The 15,549-nt window shown below is 48.8% G+C and carries 15 protein-coding genes; 7 read left to right on the plus strand and 8 right to left on the minus strand.

Features of this window, described 5'->3' with window-relative positions; translation table 11 throughout:
* Together HGH90_RS16080 and HGH90_RS16085 are read left to right on the plus strand one after the other, a co-directional pair.
* A complete protein-coding gene (locus HGH90_RS16080) occupies positions 1-627 on the plus strand; it encodes a ClpP family protease (RefSeq protein ID WP_169191536.1) in 627 nt (208 codons plus the stop codon).
* A 191-nt stretch (positions 628-818) separates the two neighbouring features.
* Positions 819-1,190 carry a VOC family protein gene (locus HGH90_RS16085; RefSeq protein ID WP_169191537.1) on the plus strand — a complete coding sequence of 124 codons (372 nt, stop codon included), beginning with the start codon at positions 819-821 and terminating at the stop codon, positions 1,188-1,190.
* Here the strand turns inward: HGH90_RS16085 and HGH90_RS16090 are convergent, their stop codons facing one another.
* The 7 genes from HGH90_RS16090 to HGH90_RS16120 form a co-directional block, all read right to left on the minus strand.
* Positions 1,191-2,576: an efflux transporter outer membrane subunit gene (locus HGH90_RS16090; protein ID WP_169191538.1), complete on the minus strand. Its 1,386-nt coding sequence runs from the start codon at positions 2,574-2,576 to the stop codon at positions 1,191-1,193.
* A 46-nt stretch (positions 2,577-2,622) separates the two neighbouring features.
* Entirely contained in the window at positions 2,623-5,754 is a 3,132-nt protein-coding gene (locus HGH90_RS16095; protein ID WP_169191539.1) for an efflux RND transporter permease subunit, read from the minus strand.
* 29 nt (positions 5,755-5,783) lie between these two features.
* On the minus strand, positions 5,784-6,923 hold the full coding sequence (locus HGH90_RS16100) for an efflux RND transporter periplasmic adaptor subunit (RefSeq protein ID WP_168763028.1): 1,140 nt from the start codon (positions 6,921-6,923) through the stop codon (positions 5,784-5,786).
* Between the two features lie 406 nt (positions 6,924-7,329).
* Positions 7,330-7,755: a VOC family protein gene (locus HGH90_RS16105; RefSeq protein ID WP_168763029.1), complete on the minus strand. Its 426-nt coding sequence runs from the start codon at positions 7,753-7,755 to the stop codon at positions 7,330-7,332.
* A 110-nt stretch (positions 7,756-7,865) separates the two neighbouring features.
* Positions 7,866-8,972, minus strand: a complete 1,107-nt coding sequence (locus HGH90_RS16110) for an ABC transporter permease (RefSeq protein WP_169191540.1) — start codon at positions 8,970-8,972, stop codon at positions 7,866-7,868.
* A gap of 8 nt (positions 8,973-8,980) precedes the next feature.
* Positions 8,981-9,748, minus strand: coding sequence for a hypothetical protein (locus tag HGH90_RS16115; RefSeq protein WP_168763031.1), 768 nt, complete (start codon positions 9,746-9,748; stop codon positions 8,981-8,983).
* Positions 9,745-10,722: an NAD-dependent epimerase/dehydratase family protein gene (locus tag HGH90_RS16120; RefSeq protein ID WP_169191541.1), complete on the minus strand. Its 978-nt coding sequence runs from the start codon at positions 10,720-10,722 to the stop codon at positions 9,745-9,747. Before HGH90_RS16120 ends, HGH90_RS16115 begins: the two co-directional genes overlap by 4 nt.
* 110 nt (positions 10,723-10,832) lie before the next feature.
* Between HGH90_RS16120 and HGH90_RS16125 the strand changes: the two genes are divergently transcribed.
* From HGH90_RS16125 to HGH90_RS16140, 4 genes are all read left to right on the plus strand, one after another.
* Positions 10,833-11,660, plus strand: coding sequence for an AraC family transcriptional regulator (locus HGH90_RS16125; RefSeq protein ID WP_168763033.1), 828 nt, complete (start codon positions 10,833-10,835; stop codon positions 11,658-11,660).
* A 575-nt stretch (positions 11,661-12,235) separates the two neighbouring features.
* Complete coding sequence (locus HGH90_RS16130; protein WP_169191542.1) at positions 12,236-13,141, plus strand: SMP-30/gluconolactonase/LRE family protein; 906 nt, start codon at positions 12,236-12,238, stop codon at positions 13,139-13,141.
* A gap of 57 nt (positions 13,142-13,198) precedes the next feature.
* Complete coding sequence (locus tag HGH90_RS16135) at positions 13,199-13,561, plus strand: hypothetical protein (protein WP_168763035.1); 363 nt, start codon at positions 13,199-13,201, stop codon at positions 13,559-13,561.
* Positions 13,562-13,605: 44 nt separating this feature from the next.
* Complete coding sequence (locus HGH90_RS16140) at positions 13,606-14,247, plus strand: murein L,D-transpeptidase catalytic domain-containing protein (protein ID WP_169191543.1); 642 nt, start codon at positions 13,606-13,608, stop codon at positions 14,245-14,247.
* A 10-nt stretch (positions 14,248-14,257) separates the two neighbouring features.
* Here HGH90_RS16140 and HGH90_RS16145 read toward each other — a convergent pair whose 3' ends face one another.
* Positions 14,258-14,788, minus strand: coding sequence for a GNAT family N-acetyltransferase (locus tag HGH90_RS16145; RefSeq protein WP_169191544.1), 531 nt, complete (start codon positions 14,786-14,788; stop codon positions 14,258-14,260).
* A gap of 54 nt (positions 14,789-14,842) precedes the next feature.
* On the opposite strand from HGH90_RS16145, the gene HGH90_RS16150 reads away from it, so the two are divergent.
* A complete protein-coding gene (locus HGH90_RS16150; RefSeq protein ID WP_168763038.1) occupies positions 14,843-15,502 on the plus strand; it encodes a YiiX family permuted papain-like enzyme in 660 nt (219 codons plus the stop codon).
* Positions 15,503-15,549: the final 47 nt, after the last annotated feature.

Genomic DNA, 15,549 nt, shown 5'->3' on the forward strand with positions numbered 1-15,549 from the left:
ATGGCATTCCTGGTTCCTACAGTCATCGACGGCGATAGCCGCGGTGCATTCGATATATACAGCCTGTTACTGAAAGAGCGGATCATTTTCCTCGGCACTGCCATCGATGAACAGGTGGCTAACCTGGTGGTGGCCCAGCTATTGTACCTGGACAGTGAAAGTCACCGCCCGATTAATATGTATGTCAACAGCCCCGGTGGTGTTATCTATGCCGGCCTGGCCATTTACGATACGATGAAGATGTTGAAATCGCCGGTGTCTACGATGGCCCTGGGCTTTTCTGGCAGCATGGGTACCATCATTCTCACGGCAGGCGCCAGTGGCCAGCGGTATGCGTTACCCAATGCCACCATACATATGCATCCGGCCGGCGGCGGCGCTAAAGGTTATACCGAAGATGTCAGGATTGCATTTAAAGAACAGGAACGCCTGCAACATAAAACTTTCCAGGTGATAGCCCGCCACGCAGGCCGTACCCTGGCGGAAGTGGAACAGGCTTTCAAAAATGATCACTTCATGGATGCGGCCGAGGCGAAGGATTTCGGGTTGGTAGATGAAGTGCTGAATCCCTCCGAAGCCTTACCTGCATTGCCTTTTTGCCCCGAAATGCCCTTGCTGATTTCATGACGTATATCCCTGCACGTTAATAGTTTAAGAGATAGCTGCTAACCCCGGTTTTACTGGTTCCTGGTGAGTAAAACCGGGGTTACGGTTATCTTCCTGTATCCTGGCTGGCATGAATGCGGGAGATTTAGTAAATTCAATAGTGGAAACTACCATTGAGTTATTATACGCAGCAACTAAAGATCCGTATTGTTATGAGACTAAGAGTAGCCAGGCATACGACTGATTTAAATAAGATGATTGCTTTTTACCAGGATGTACTGGGCTTCCGGCAACTGGGCGCCTTCGAGGACCATAGCTCCTATAACGGCGTTTTCCTTGGGCTTCCAGGCGAAAACTGGCACTTGGAATTTACCGTATCTCCCGATCATCCCCAGCACCATCCCGATGAAGACGACCTGTTGGTGCTGTATCCTGAAAGCAAAGAGGTTTTTACTAAAATGCTGAGTAAAGCCAGGAAAGCAGGGGCAGAGGAAGTGAAAGCCAAAAATCCCTACTGGAATAAACATGGCGTTACCATCGTTGACCCCGACGGATTCCGGGTGGTACTGGTGATGGTCCACTAACTATTTCCAGCCGCCTCCCAAAGCCCGGTAAAGAAATACGATAGCCTGCAACTGTTGCAGGTGGTCATTGATTCTACCTAGTTGAGCTCCTAGCAGGCTTTGCTGGGCATTTAACACTTCTGTATAGTTGGCAAAGCCATACCGTACCAGCTCCTGCGTATATTCTACCGACAGTTGCAGGTTCTGAAGCTGCAGCCGGCGTGAATTTGATTTCTCCTGGGCGGTTTGGTAGGAGTAAAGGGCATTGGATACTTCCTGGCCAGCGCCCAGTACCGCTGTGCGGAATCCCAGTGCAGCCTGTTCCTGTTGCTCCTTCGCTATTTTTAACCTCGCTTTATTGAGTCCCCGGTTAAAAATGGGCTGGGTAAGCCCGGCAGTAAGATTGCTGACCCACGATCCCGGTCCGGTCAGCGAAAGATAGGTGGTATATCCACCCGATGCGGAGATATTCAATGCCGGGTAAAAATAGGCCCGGGCAACATTGGTTTGTTCGAAGTAATACCGCAGGTTGTACTCTGCCGCCTGCACATCCGGTCGGTTGGCCAGCAATTGTGCCGGTACCCCTGTTTTCAGCAGCATAATAGGTTGCTGTGCGTCAAGGGTACTGCGGGCAATAGAGCCGGACACACGCCCCAGCAAAAAATTAATCTCGTTTTCAGTTTGCCGGATAGATTGTTTTAAATCAGGGATGGTTACTTCAGCAGCGTAGCGGCTTGCTTCACTTTGCACTACCGCGGCTCCTGTTACCACATCTGCTTTTTTCAGCTCCTTCATCACTTCCACCGTGGCTTGCCAGTTGACAACGGTTTGCTGGGTAATATGGAGCTGCTGATCCAGCGCCAGCAGGTTGTAGTAGTTGTTGGCAATATTGGCTATCAGGGCTGTTTGTACTGCCTGTGCGTTGGCGCTGGCCTGCAACCACGATGCGAGGTAAGCACGCTTGGTACTGCGCAATTTGCCCCAGATGTCAGCTTCCCAATTGGCAGTGAGCGCTGCGCCCAGCTGCCTGGGAATCACACTTCTACCGGTATTGGCTTGATTGGAAGCTCCTGCCAGTATAGCGCTGGCATCACCATCTACGGCGGGATACAACGCCTGCCGGCTTTGTGAATAACTGGCCTGCGCCTGGCGTACCCGCGACCAGGCAACCTGCAAGTCGAGGTTGTGTTGAATGCCTTCTTCCAGCAGTTGTTGTAACAGGGTATCCGTAAAAATCTCTTTCCAGTGCAGCGTCGCAATAGTATTGGTATCGGTGGTATTTACATCGCGGTATAACTGGGTATCATTGATACCCGGCGACCGGTAAGGTTTGGTAATATGACAGGAGACAAGTCCCCCGGCCGATAAGCTAATGATGATAATAATTTGTCTGATACGCCAATTCATGAGCTGATATTTTGATCCGCATAAAGCGGGCATAATGTTAAAAGAACTATTCTCCCAGGGCGCCCTCATCTTCTTTAGGCGTACGTTTTATCTTTTCCTGTAAGGTTTGGAAGATGATAAACAACGCCGGGGTAATAAATACACCGAACAGGGTACCGATCAGCATCCCGCCTACAGCGCCCGTACCAATGGAACGGTTGCCGTTGGCGCCCGCGCCGCTGGCCACCATCAGCGGCACCAGTCCCAGGATAAAAGCAAATGAGGTCATCAGGATAGGACGTAGCCGCGCTTTGGCCCCATCTGCGGCAGCTTCGGCAATACTCATGCCCTGACGCCTTCGCTCAACGGCATATTCCACGATCAGGATAGCATTTTTGGCCAGCAACCCAATCAGCATAATCAGCGTGATCTGTACATAAATATTATTACTGATGCCAAAGAGGTAGGCAAACAGGAAAGCCCCGAAAATGCCCACTGGCACCGCCAGCAAGATCGCGAAAGGCAACAGGTAACTTTCATACTGGGCACTCAGCAACAGGTACACAAATATGAGCGACAGTAAAAAAATGTAAATCGTTTGGCTGCCACTGGCTAATTCCTCCCTGGTAATACCGGAGAACTCGAAGCCGAAGCCGGGAGGTAACGTTTCTGCGGCCGACTGGTCTACCGCCGCAATAGCCTGTCCCGAGCTGTAGCCAATATTGGGAGTGCCTGTGATGCTGATAGAGTTGAACAGGTTGAACCGGGTGATCGCTTGCGGGCCATAGGTCTGCGTCAGCGTTACAAACTCGGTGACCGGTACCATCGCGCCATCTGGCGTACGCACAAACACGGCATTTAAGCTCTCCGGCGTCATACGGTATTCTGGCGAAGCCTGTACCATCACCCGGTACTGCTGTCCAAATTCATTGAAGTTAGAAGCATAAATACCCCCGAAATACCCCTGCATGGCATTGGTAATGTCGGTTACGTTGAGCCCTGCATCTTTTATCTTGGGCACATTTACATTCATCAGGTATTGCGGAAAGTTAGGATTGAAGGAGGTGGTGGCAAACTGTATTTCCGGGCGCTGTGTGAGTACACTGAGGAAGTCCTGGCTCACTTTATAGAAGTGGGCAATATCACCGCCTGTTTTATCCTGCAACTGGAAAGTAAAACCACTGGAGGCGCCGAAGCCTTGTATGGTGGCTGGCGCAAAGTATTTCACTTCCGCTTCGGTAATATCGGTCGACTTATGATTCAGCTCTTTGATGATCTGCTGTATAGTACGGCTACGTTGACTCCAGGGAATAAGTCGCATGACCACCATCGCATAGTTGCTGCCACTGCCGGACAGCTGTCCGCGGCCGGTTACAGCCAGCACGTTATTGATTTCCGGGATGGTGCCGGCCAGTTTTTCTACTTTCCGCGCCACCACGTCGGTACGTTGCAGGGATGCATCCGGCGGCAGGGTAATATTACAGTTGATAGTACCCAGGTCTTCCTCCGGTACAAAGGAAGTAGGCGTAACGCTGGCAATCACAAATAAACCCAGGCAAAACAACGCCAGCACCGACATGGGGATCCAGATACGTTTGCCGAAAAAGTGGAGGATATGCGTATAACGGTTGGTCATTTTCTCAAAGGCCACGTTGAAGGACCGGTAAAACCGTTGAAGAAAACTCAACTTCGTAGGGGCATCGTGGTGAGGCCGCAGGAAGAGGGCACACAACACAGGACTCAGCGTTAATGCGTTGATAGCAGACAACACGATAGCGATAGCCAGCGTAAGCCCGAACTGGCGGTAGAAAACACCGGACGAACCGCCGATAAAGCTCACTGGGATAAATACCGCAGACATGACCAGGGTAATAGAAATGATAGCGCCGGATATTTCGTTGAGCGCGTCGATACTGGCTTTGCGGGCCGACTTATATCCTTTATCCAGCCTGGCATGTACGGCTTCTACAATTACAATGGCATCATCTACCACGATACCTATCGCCAGGATCAGGGCAAAAAGGGTTAGCAGGTTAATGGTGAAGCCAAACAGTTTGAGAAAAAAGAAGGTGCCTATAATGGCTACCGGCACTGAAATAGCCGGTATCAGCGTGGAACGGAAATCCTGGAGGAAAATAAAAACGACGAGGAATACCAGTATAAACGCTTCAAACAGCGTATGAATCACTTTGTCGATCGATGCCGTTAGAAAGTCATCTACGTTTTGCAGCACTACATATTTAACGCCTTTTGGAAATGATTTAGAGGCATCGTTCATCACTTTCAGCGTTTGTTCGATCACATCACGGGCGTTGGAACCGGCTACCTGCGCTACGCTGATAGATACGGCGGGATAGCCATTGGTACGCGTGCTGTTGAAATAACTAAGCGCGCCCAGTTCAATGCGGGCCACATCTTTTAGCCGTAGTAAGCGGCTGCGCAGGTTCGACCGCAATACGATATTACCAAATTGAGTGGTATCTATCAGGGTACCGGGATATTTGATCACATACTGAAAGGCCTGGCCACCACGCTCTCCGAATTGCCCGGGCGCGGCCTGGATGTTTTGCTCTGCCAGGGCGGCAGTAATATCTGCAGGCACCAATCCATAAGAAGCCATAGCCTGGGTGTTGAGCCAGATACGCATGGAATAGTCCATGGATCCGGAGGCAGAAGCATCACCCACTCCCTGAATACGTTTGATAACCGGTACAATGTTGATATCGACATAATTTTGCAGGAAGGTCTGGTCAAACGAAGGATTGGTACTGTATACCGAAAAAATGAGCAGGTTACTGGTTTGTTTTTTCTGTACGGTAACGCCGGCACGGGTCACCTCCTGTGGTAGCAACGGGGTGGCCCGCGCTACTGCATTCTGTACATTCACAGCGGCCATGTTGGGGTCGCTGCCTATTTTGAAACTAACGGTAATATTGGCGGAGCCATCATTCCCGGCGGTAGACGTGATATAATCCATATTCTCTACGCCATTGATCTGTTGTTCCAGCGGCACCACCACACTCTTAAGTACCACATCCGCATTAGCGCCACTATAGCTCGTTTGCACCTGTATGGTAGGCGGTGCAATGTCGGGGTACTGGGAAATAGGCAGCGATACCAGTCCCAGGATACCGAGGGTGACAATGATAATGGATACTACAGTGGATAAAACCGGGCGCTCTATAAATCTTCTTAACATGATATTGTTTTAATGGATCAATCAGGCACTCACAGGCTCTTATACAGGCTGTCCGCGTTTACCATCCGTGGTTGGATCACCAGGTCTTCACGCAGGTTGCTGATGCCGTCTACCACTATTTTGTCGCCAGCCTTCACACCCTGTTGGACCACAAAAGATTGCCCGGCAGCGCTGGCATTGGACCCTATGTCAACCGATCTGACTTTATTGTCTGCATCTACCACATATACAAATAATTTTCCCTGTATCTGATAAGTAGCTTTTTGTGGTACCAGCAAGGCCGTATCTACGGTACGCGGCACCCGTACAATGGCGCTGCTACCGCTGCGTACCAGTCCATCGGGGTTATCGAAAGTAGCCCGCATGTTGATGGCGCCGGTTTGCGGGTTAATTAAGCCGCTGGCGGTTTCTACCCGGCCTTTGCGGGGAAGTATAATACCGTTGGCCAGCACCAGGGTCACCGGTGGCAGGGTCGCCAGCTTTTCCTGCATGGTAGCTCCTTTGGAGGCAAGGAAGAAGTCGAGCCCTTGTCTTTCATTGATGGAGAAATAAGCATAAATCTGGGTGATATCGGAAACTGTCGTCAGTGGGTTGGCCGTGGTACTGCTTACCAGGCTCCCAATTTTATAAGGCAGTAAACCCACCACGCCATCGGCGGGGCTGGTAATCAGGGTATAGCTTAAATTGGTCTTTGCGTTATTGAGCGCTGCCTGGGCCTGGGCCAGCGCAGCCTGTTTGGACTGAAGCGTATAGGCGGCGGATTCCAGTTCATAGGCGCTCACAATATCTTTTTCCACCAGCGGCTTCACCTTGTTAACCTGCATCTGGGCAGCGTTTACATCGGCCACCGCGATTTTAATATTCGCTTCGGCGGTATTCACATTTTGTTCGTACTGGGGCGCATTGATTTTAAATAAGAGCTGTCCCTTTTTAACGGTAGCCCCCTCATCAATATAAATAGCCTCTACGTATCCATCTATTTTGGGCCGGATTTCAATATTCTGTATACCCATAATGGTAGCAGGGTAATCTGAGTTGATGACCGCATTTTGCGGCGCCAGGGTAATGACCGGATAGGGCTTGATGACAGCATTTTTACTGCCACCCTTGTTGTTTTTACAGGCACCCAGTACCAGCAGGAGAACAAAGGCAGTTACAGACTTACGCATGACGGTTCGTTTAATGAAATCCATTCGTTTATATTTTACAGCAACAGTGAGGACCAGCTACCGGGAACGTGATCCGGCAATACAGACCCCCGACAGGTATTAAGAGTAACTATCTGTTTTATCGTATTGTTCAAAAACAATCAATAATTATCCGTTATACGGCGATGGCGGTATTGGTCACCTGCTTTCCAGTACAAAAATGTGACGGCTTTCTGTCGCAAAACTGGAGTTGATTAGACCGGCGTAACCAGGGGGAGTTTATTGTACCAACCGTTAAACACTGTTAAAGTAAGGAGGGTAGTGGGAGAGAAGAGAAAAATAAGTGGTTGATATATCCGTATACGTTGTAAAAAAGGTTAGGATACTGGACGATCCTAACCTTTTACGTGGTAAAAATGTCGGCGAACTATTGGCGGTTATAGTCGTGGTTGATCATCCACTGAATGCCGAATTTGTCGGTACACATACCGAAGTATGCGCCCCAGGGAGCCTTTCCCATCGGCATGCCTACCGTACCTCCGGCTGCCAGACCATTGTACAATTTGTCGGCTTCTCCTTCACTTTCGGCTGCAATAGCTACAGAAAACATATTGCCTTCCGTGCCGGGGCCCATCATATTCGGGCGGTCGCTACCCATCAGGATCGTGTTGCCACCCACAGGTAATGCCACGTGCATGATCTTATGGCTTTCGGAAGGATCAGACATGTGTTCAATCTGGATGTCGCTATAGCGCGATATTGCCAGGAAGTCATTACCAAATACATCTTTGTAAAAATTAAATGCGTCGGCACAATTACCATTGAACGATAAATAAGGATTTACAGCTGCCATGATGATAATTTATTTTAGAATTACAGATGATAAGGCAAAGGTACCTGTATTACCGGATTACCGGGAGGTCAGGCAAGACATTTACAGGGGTATATCGCGCCATCCTGTTTTTATTCCCATTTAAACAGCTTCACCGAAAGCACTGCGATAATAATAGCCCATACGAGCAATCCGGCCAGCTGTACGGGTATTTGCCAGATATGCAATCCCTCGAAGGCAATTTTGCGTAACCCGTCTACAAAAAAAGTTAAAGGCAGCATTTCGCAAAAAGAACGCAACCAAACCGGGTAATTATCAATCGGGAAAAATAAACCGCATAGCAATATCTGGGGCACGGTAAGCGTATTAGCTACCGGCGCTATAGAGCTCTCATTGCGGATCAGCCCACTGATAATGAAACCAATGCCCATAAAGATCACGAGCCCCAATACCGACAGCAGCAACATTTCCAGGAAAGTAAAAATACCATTTACCAGGGTAAAGTGAAAAGCGAAATATCCCAGGGCAGTGATAATGATAAAACAGATCACCTGGAACAACAGGCGGCTGATCATCTCTCCCAACAGTAAAAAAGAACCTTTGATAGGGGTTACATAAATACGTTTCAATACCAGCGTATGCCGTAAATTAAACAACAGGAAAGCCGATCCAAATACGCCGGCCATCAACAGCGAAAAGCCGAGCTGTCCCGGCAAAATAAAATCGATCTGCCGGTACACCCTCCCCGGAACATGTACCATACGCACACTGGCAGCCAGCGGTTGATCCGGTAAGACTTCACGGTTTACCCGGGTAGCCACTTCCTGCAGTGCTGCCTGTACCAGCGGCAATTTGTCGGCCACAGCGCTGCTTCCCAGCAGGTCGGTCTGAAACCGGGGGACGCCGTTTATAATTACCGGCGGATGCAGGTATAAAATGCCGGCGATCCTTCCCTTTTTTAAATCCGCCAGCATGGCTGTAGAATCCCTTCCCTGGCTGAGATCAAATATTTTTACCTGCCGGATGGCGGTGTACATGGGATTGCCGGTATCGCTGTGTGGCGACAACACTATCTTTACTTTTACTGCCGTATTATCGACCATGGCGCCGAACACCGTCACGAAAATGACAGGGAATAACAGGGCAAACACCACAGACGTAGGACTGCGCAGTGTGGCAGTCAAACTGGCCCTGGACAACACCAGCGCTGCTTTCAACTGACTATATTTTTTTGACATACACGAGTTTACAATATAAAAGGTATTAAAGCTTTGCGATTGGCCGGATAACCAGGAAACTGTGCCTGGTACCAGCGATGGTTCGACAGCGCCCGGGGCACCAGGTTGGCCAGCGTCCAGATAAAAAATGCTAACCCTGGCAAACTCCAGGTGAACAGGGCATAACCGCCCCATTCCAGGATTTCGCCCGCCAGGTTAGGCGAAGAAATATATTTGAAAAGGCCCAGCTGTGGTAGCTTATAGCCGGTGTCGTGCCCTTGCCGCAGGTGAATCAGGTAATAATCTGATCGCCAGTTGATCAACATCCCGGTGAAAAATAATATCAACCCTGCAATAAACGCGGGGGTACTATACCAGCTGTCCGCATAATGTCCGAACGCTGCAAACCAGATGCCTAACAAGGAGCCGTTGACCGTATTAAACAGCATGGCCGACAGCATTATAATGACCGGCATCTTTTTTCCGTGGGTGCGTATCATCAACGGATATACGAAACTGCGATGCAGGTAATGCAAAAGGAATAGTCCCACCATCACGCCGGCAGGACTGCGCCAGTCGAGGGCGCCGAAGGGAAGCCATACCAGGAAGGATACCAGCACCGTGGCCTCCATCAGCAACCAACCCGTTTTATTGTCGATCATCGGACCCCATTGTTCGTTACTATACCGGCCATAGGGTGCTTCCCGGCGTAGCAGGTACGTGCCTGCGCCGATCCCTATGAGGGCCCAGCAAAGGATGAATAGTTGGTAGTAATGGAATGATAAATAGTTCATCATGGAAGCATACCGGTTTGTTTGAACCAATCAATTGTATTTTGTAAAGTAGTAGTAAACGAGCGGGGCGTAAACTGTAACTCCGCAGTGGCTGCACCGTGATCAATCTTCCTGTTGCTGTAAATGAGATTGTAGACCGACTGCCTGGTATAGAAAGGCGGTCCCCCGTTGATGGTGGCCAGCAGGCGCACCAGCGGCAGCATGCCAAAGATCAGCCATAGCGGCAATACCGGCCGGGATACAGAACGGCCCCTGATCCGGCCAATTTCCTGTTGCAGGGTTACCAACGATACCCATTGTCCGCTTAATAAGTACACCCTGCCGGTAGCGCCCATGGTAAGGGCATTGACGATGGCACCGGCTACATCACGCACATCTACAAAGTCCACGCCGCCGGGAAACAATGCCGGGATGCTGCCCTGGTACATATTAATCACGGCCTTGCCAACCAGGGAAGGCTGCCGGTCATAAGGTCCCATTACCGCCGTAGGCGCCAGTACTGTTACTTCCATGCCTTGGCAATGATGCTCCAGGGCGATGGTTTGCGACAGGGCCTTGGAGTAGTCGTAACCGTGCCGGTTAGTGGTGGCGCCGCGTTGCTCATTCATGGGCTCGTTGTAGGGCGCCTGTTGAAAGGCTGTAACAGAACTCAGGTGAATAAAACGCTTTACGCCTGCCGCCCGGGCCACCGCCGCCAGCAGGCGGGTACCCTCTGTATTGGTATGGACCAGCGTTTCATCGGGCTTGTCATCAACGGATATCATAGCCGCCAGGTGTATCACAGCGTCGGCGCCGGCCACCAGTTGGCTGATCGCAGCTTCATCCAACAGATGTCCCTGTACGAAGGCTATGCCCGGATCAGCCGGCGCCACGGGAAATTTACGGGTGAGTAACCGCAGGGTATGGTTGCGGGAACGTAATAGGGGAATCAACACCGAGCCAATGTATCCGGATGCGCCTGTGATTGCGATTCTCATCTTTAATAATATAATTCGCCTGTAAAAGATAAGCCAAATTGATAGCAATGACAATTTGTATATATTTGTTTGGAATTGAAATGTACTGAGCACCTATAGCCGAAGAAACCATGAAATCAAAAGCTTATAAGCCACATCCGGCGTTGCAAGCCCTGGTGAATTGTATTAGTATTTACGAGGTGGACTTTACTGAAAGCACCTCTTTAACCAACACTTACCGGTTTGTTCCTGCCTATCAGCGTTATATTATTTTTTACCTGGAAGATCCTATCAAGGTACTAAAACCCGGTAACGAGGGATTCGTTGCCAAAGCCGCCTGCGTTACCATCGGTCCACAGGAGCAGGCCGTTACCCTCGACATGGGACAAAAACACCTGGCTCTATGTGTAGCCTTTCAACCCGGCGGTTTACACAGACTGCTGAAAATCCCCATGTCTGAAATGTATGAACAGGATTTTGATACCAGCCTCTTACTGGGAAACGAAATAGGGGAGATTACGGAAAGGTTGAAAGAGGCCGATGATTGGGATCACATGATTAGTATTATTGAATTTTATCTCCTGAAAAAGGTAGAAAAACTGAAGCCCCTGCTACCGGTAGATCTGGCCATGGAAGCGCTGGTAAGCAGCGGCGGCGCCCTGTCTATGGATAAGCTGGCATCGGAAGCCTGTCTTAGCCTCCGCCAGTTCGAACGAAAATGTACAGAACGCCTGGGCATGCCGCCCAAACAGTATTCCCGCCTGATCAGGTTTTGTAAAGCCTACCAGCTGAAAGAAATGTTCCCGGACAAAACTTGGACAGAAATAGCTTATAAAAGCGGTTATTACGACCAGATGCATTTTATCCGGGACTTTAAAAAATTTGCCGGCATTACACCCTCGTTTATCAACGAAGAAGAACTTCAAACCACCATACGATTACATACGATCATGAAATAAAAACGAAAATGTCGTTTTTGTACTATGAAGAGGCTGCTTCTCACGATAATTTTGTAGCCGTAATCAGTACATGACTTGTCTTTGCCAGCTACCTTACAGCAAACAGCGGCTATGTTTGCTGGAGTACCATGCCAGAAAGATGTTCATTTGAAAGAAATGGATAGGAATCATGTTGCCTTAAAACAGTAATAAAAATTGTGTTAACATACGATCTGTACCTGAAAAAGGAACGCCATTCTAAAATCGGGTAGAAGTATCATCCATAGTAGGTTGCCCCAAACCTTATCCAACCGGTTTACCTGCTGGTACTGTCAGCCAGCCGGTGACCACGGTGAAAAGCGCCGGATGTTACCTATACTGTATACTGTACTGTAAAATGTTTACCAGCTTATCAACCAAATTTTCTACAGCTTATTTATCTGTCCCTGTGCGTGCTATCCCCATCTACGACTGCGTTTCACAGCCTATATACTTATGGATAAATGTCAAAAGGCGTCTGTCCATAAGTATATATATTACTTTTAGCAGAAAATATCATTGATAATTACTACACTTGCAAAAATTGATAGGCCATTATGTTAGGCAAGTTTTTTCCCACAGTATTGCTATGTGTTTGCTATGCCATGTCCGTAACCGCCAATACCCTCGATTCTATTCCAGCCACAGTGGCTGACAATACCGGGTTAGAGCTGGTATCCAGGCAGTTTGCATTTACAGAAGGTCCGGCAGCCGATAGAAAAGGCAATGTTTATTTTACCGATCAGCCGGACAATACAATATGGAAGTATGATACCGCCGGTACGCTGTCTGTTTTTATGGGCGCCAGCGGCCGTTCTAATGGTATGTATTTCGACCGGCAAGGCAACCTGATTACCTGCGCAGATGAGAAAAATCAACTTTGGTCCATCTCTCCCAAAGGAAAAATAACCGTTCTGGTCAAAGACTTTGAAGGACACCGCCTCAATGGCCCCAATGATGTCTGGATAGCACCTGATGGTGGTATTTACTTTACAGACCCTTATTACCAGCGGGACTACTGGACCCATACCCAACCTGATATAAAGGAGGAACGGGTATATTACCTGGCACCCGGCGGCAAAAAGCCGGTGCCTCTTCAAACCAATGTTACAAAGCCCAATGGCGTGATTGGCACCCGCGATGGTAAAACGCTATATATCGCCGATATCGGCGCCAGCAAAGTGTATCGTTACCACATTGAAAAAAATGGCAGCCTGTCCCACCAAACACTGGTATCCGGAAAAACCGTTGACGGTTTTGCTATAGACGCTCACGGAAACGTATACCTGTGCGGCAACGGCATCACCGTGATCGACAAAGAAGGAAAAGAAATAGGGGTGATTACCGTGCCGGAAGACTGGACAGCCAACGCCTGTTTTGGAGGGAAAAATAAAAATGTGCTCTTCATTACCGCTGGTAGCGGATTTTATAAATTGCGCATGAAAGTGATAGGAGGGGAATAGTCGGCGTTTATTCTCCCGGAAATTGTAATATTGCGGCTAAAACTAAAATGATTATCTATGTCAGTGGCGATGGACATTATGCGGGCATTGGACCCGGCGGGATTAGAACGGTTTAAAATTAACCTCGATACGCCGGAACAACCGGAAAAGATAGGAGAAGTATGGACACTGAAGGTAGTGCCCTTTGAGCAGACTACCGCTGCCAGGAAAGCATTCAATCAACTCTTCGATGATAACCGCACCGCCAAATCCTGGGTGGTGGAAAGCAAGGCGGAAGCCATTGCGGTAGTACAGGAGTTATACCTGCAATATGCCGATAAATTGCCCCTGCCTTTTGATGAAGCCCGCCTCAATATTGCACATTACCCAGCTGCCGGGCGTTATTCTATTCTGATCCATATTAAAGATATCTGGGAATAAGCCGCGTTACTTATGGAAATTTCCGGGTGCAGCATCTCTACCACATGCCCCATAAATATCCATATATACATTACCTGTTGCTGCTATGGCTGATAACAGGCATGGCAGCTTGTAAAGAAAAGCATGCCTCAACTAAAGGTGGCGTCATTTCCTTATCTCCGCCACCATATCTATTGTCGCCCGATACGATTAAACTACAGCAGCAGGCCCGGTTGCTGGGGCAATACGCGCGGGCCCATGGCTATAATACGCAACTGGCTTTCCTGGTCGATTTCAGTGTATTCTCCGGCAGCAAACGATTTATTTGCTACGACCTGGAACATCAGCGGGTACTCAGTTCTGCGCTGGTATCCCATGGGCAGGGGCCTGACTTCCGGGCAGAAAAAGTGGTGTTCTCCAATGTGCCGGGAAGTCGCTGTTCTTCTTTAGGGAAATATCGTATAGGCGTCAGGTATAGTGGACAATTTGGTATGGCATATAAGCTCCATGGACTGGATAGTTCAAACAGTAATGCATTCAACAGGTTTGTGGTGTTGCACAGTTACCGCGCTGTGCCCGCAGTAGCACAGGAGCGGGGCATTTGTCGCAGCGACGGCTGCCCCATGCTAAATCCTGCCTATTTGGCGTCGCTTGCGCCTCATATTGATCGGGCCAATCGCCCTATTCTGCTGTGGATTTACAGGTGATCGTGCCATATTAGCGGCGTACGGGCAAATCAAGCCGCATGAGGATATCGGTTTGCTCCTCGCTGCCCAGCATGAATTTATGCTTGTCGAACGCCGTAAATCCATGCTTTTCGTAAAAGCCGATAGCCTTGGTATTATGTTCCCAAACACCCAGCCAGAGAAAGGGAGCCTTTACTTCGCCAGCCAGTTCTAAAGCCCGGTTGAGCATCAGCTGGCCTAGCCGCTGGCCCTGGTGCGACTTAAGTACGTATATCCGTTCCAGTTCAACCGCGCGGCTATTAAATAATTCCGATTGCGCCGCCCGGTAGTTTATTTTCATATAGCCGAGTGGGTTATTGTTCAGCATAGCGAAATAAAATTCAGAATCGGGATCGCTCATTTCATTTGTTAGTTTGTTGAGGCTCATGTTTTCCCGGAGATAGTGCGCCATATTTTCAGCTGTATTTACATCGGCAAAGCTTTCCAGGAATGTTTGCCGGGCTACCTGTTGCAATAATTCCACCTCCGCGGTGATAGCAGGTACAATGAGGATTTCTTTCATTTTTGCTGGGTTATAATAATAGAATATATTGTTGGTTAATTTGTGACTTATATCATGATAAGAAAAGCATTTACATCAACATTAATACTGGTACTCGCTGCTGGCTCACTCGCGGCCGGCGTCTGGCTTTCAGGGCCTACACCGGCCCTGAAAGCAGCCTCTGTTAACAAAGATATACAGGAAGGAGATATTATCTTCCAGGTATCCCAGTCAGAACTGAGTACGGCTATCCAGTTGGCTACACATTCCAAATATAGTCATTGCGGAATAATTTTTAAAAGAGGAGATGGTTGGTATGTGTATGAAGCCTTACAACCAGTGAGATATACACCATTACAGGAATGGATCGCGAGGGGGAAAGGAAAACACTTTGTTCAAAAACGCCTCAAAGCGGCTGCTTCCTTGCTGACTCCCAGCGTAGTGGGTAAAATGAAAGCGATAGGATCGCAGTATGATGGAAAGGACTATGACATTTATTTTGCCTGGTCGGATGAAAGAATGTATTGTTCCGAACTCGTCTGGAAAATCTATAAAGGCGCTACCGGGATGGAGATAGGAACATTACAGGCCTTGAAAGATTTTGACCTGCACAGCACTGCGGTAAAACAGCAGATGGAACAAATTTACCACGGGCATATTCCGCTCGATGAAAAAATTATCTCTCCCGTCAGCATGTTCAATTCACCGCTGTTGACCACAGTGGCCAGCAAGTAAGATATCACGCAACGAAACAAAGGAGCAAATATTTTTATACTTTCTTA

The organism is Chitinophaga sp. Ak27 (genome assembly GCF_012726295.1).
Classification (GTDB): Bacteria; Bacteroidota; Bacteroidia; order Chitinophagales; family Chitinophagaceae; genus Chitinophaga.

What these genes read in the sequence shown, in the direction of transcription:
- HGH90_RS16115 (WP_168763031.1), bottom strand. Translation starts at nt 9,748, where the DNA reads ATGATGAACTATTTATCATTCCATTACTACCAACTATTCATCCTTTGC.
- HGH90_RS16095 (WP_169191539.1), bottom strand. Translation starts at nt 5,754, where the DNA reads ATGTTAAGAAGATTTATAGAGCGCCCGGTTTTATCCACTGTAGTATCC.
- HGH90_RS16080 (WP_169191536.1), top strand. Translation starts at nt 1, where the DNA reads ATGGCATTCCTGGTTCCTACAGTCATCGACGGCGATAGCCGCGGTGCA.
- HGH90_RS16105 (WP_168763029.1), bottom strand. Translation starts at nt 7,755, where the DNA reads ATGGCAGCTGTAAATCCTTATTTATCGTTCAATGGTAATTGTGCCGAC.
- HGH90_RS16130 (WP_169191542.1), top strand. Translation starts at nt 12,236, where the DNA reads ATGTTAGGCAAGTTTTTTCCCACAGTATTGCTATGTGTTTGCTATGCC.
- HGH90_RS16135 (WP_168763035.1), top strand. Translation starts at nt 13,199, where the DNA reads ATGTCAGTGGCGATGGACATTATGCGGGCATTGGACCCGGCGGGATTA.
- HGH90_RS16140 (WP_169191543.1), top strand. Translation starts at nt 13,606, where the DNA reads ATGCCCCATAAATATCCATATATACATTACCTGTTGCTGCTATGGCTG.
- HGH90_RS16085 (WP_169191537.1), top strand. Translation starts at nt 819, where the DNA reads ATGAGACTAAGAGTAGCCAGGCATACGACTGATTTAAATAAGATGATT.
- HGH90_RS16120 (WP_169191541.1), bottom strand. Translation starts at nt 10,722, where the DNA reads ATGAGAATCGCAATCACAGGCGCATCCGGATACATTGGCTCGGTGTTG.
- HGH90_RS16145 (WP_169191544.1), bottom strand. Translation starts at nt 14,788, where the DNA reads ATGAAAGAAATCCTCATTGTACCTGCTATCACCGCGGAGGTGGAATTA.
- HGH90_RS16090 (WP_169191538.1), bottom strand. Translation starts at nt 2,576, where the DNA reads ATGAATTGGCGTATCAGACAAATTATTATCATCATTAGCTTATCGGCC.
- HGH90_RS16125 (WP_168763033.1), top strand. Translation starts at nt 10,833, where the DNA reads ATGAAATCAAAAGCTTATAAGCCACATCCGGCGTTGCAAGCCCTGGTG.
- HGH90_RS16100 (WP_168763028.1), bottom strand. Translation starts at nt 6,923, where the DNA reads ATGCGTAAGTCTGTAACTGCCTTTGTTCTCCTGCTGGTACTGGGTGCC.
- HGH90_RS16110 (WP_169191540.1), bottom strand. Translation starts at nt 8,972, where the DNA reads ATGTCAAAAAAATATAGTCAGTTGAAAGCAGCGCTGGTGTTGTCCAGG.
- HGH90_RS16150 (WP_168763038.1), top strand. Translation starts at nt 14,843, where the DNA reads ATGATAAGAAAAGCATTTACATCAACATTAATACTGGTACTCGCTGCT.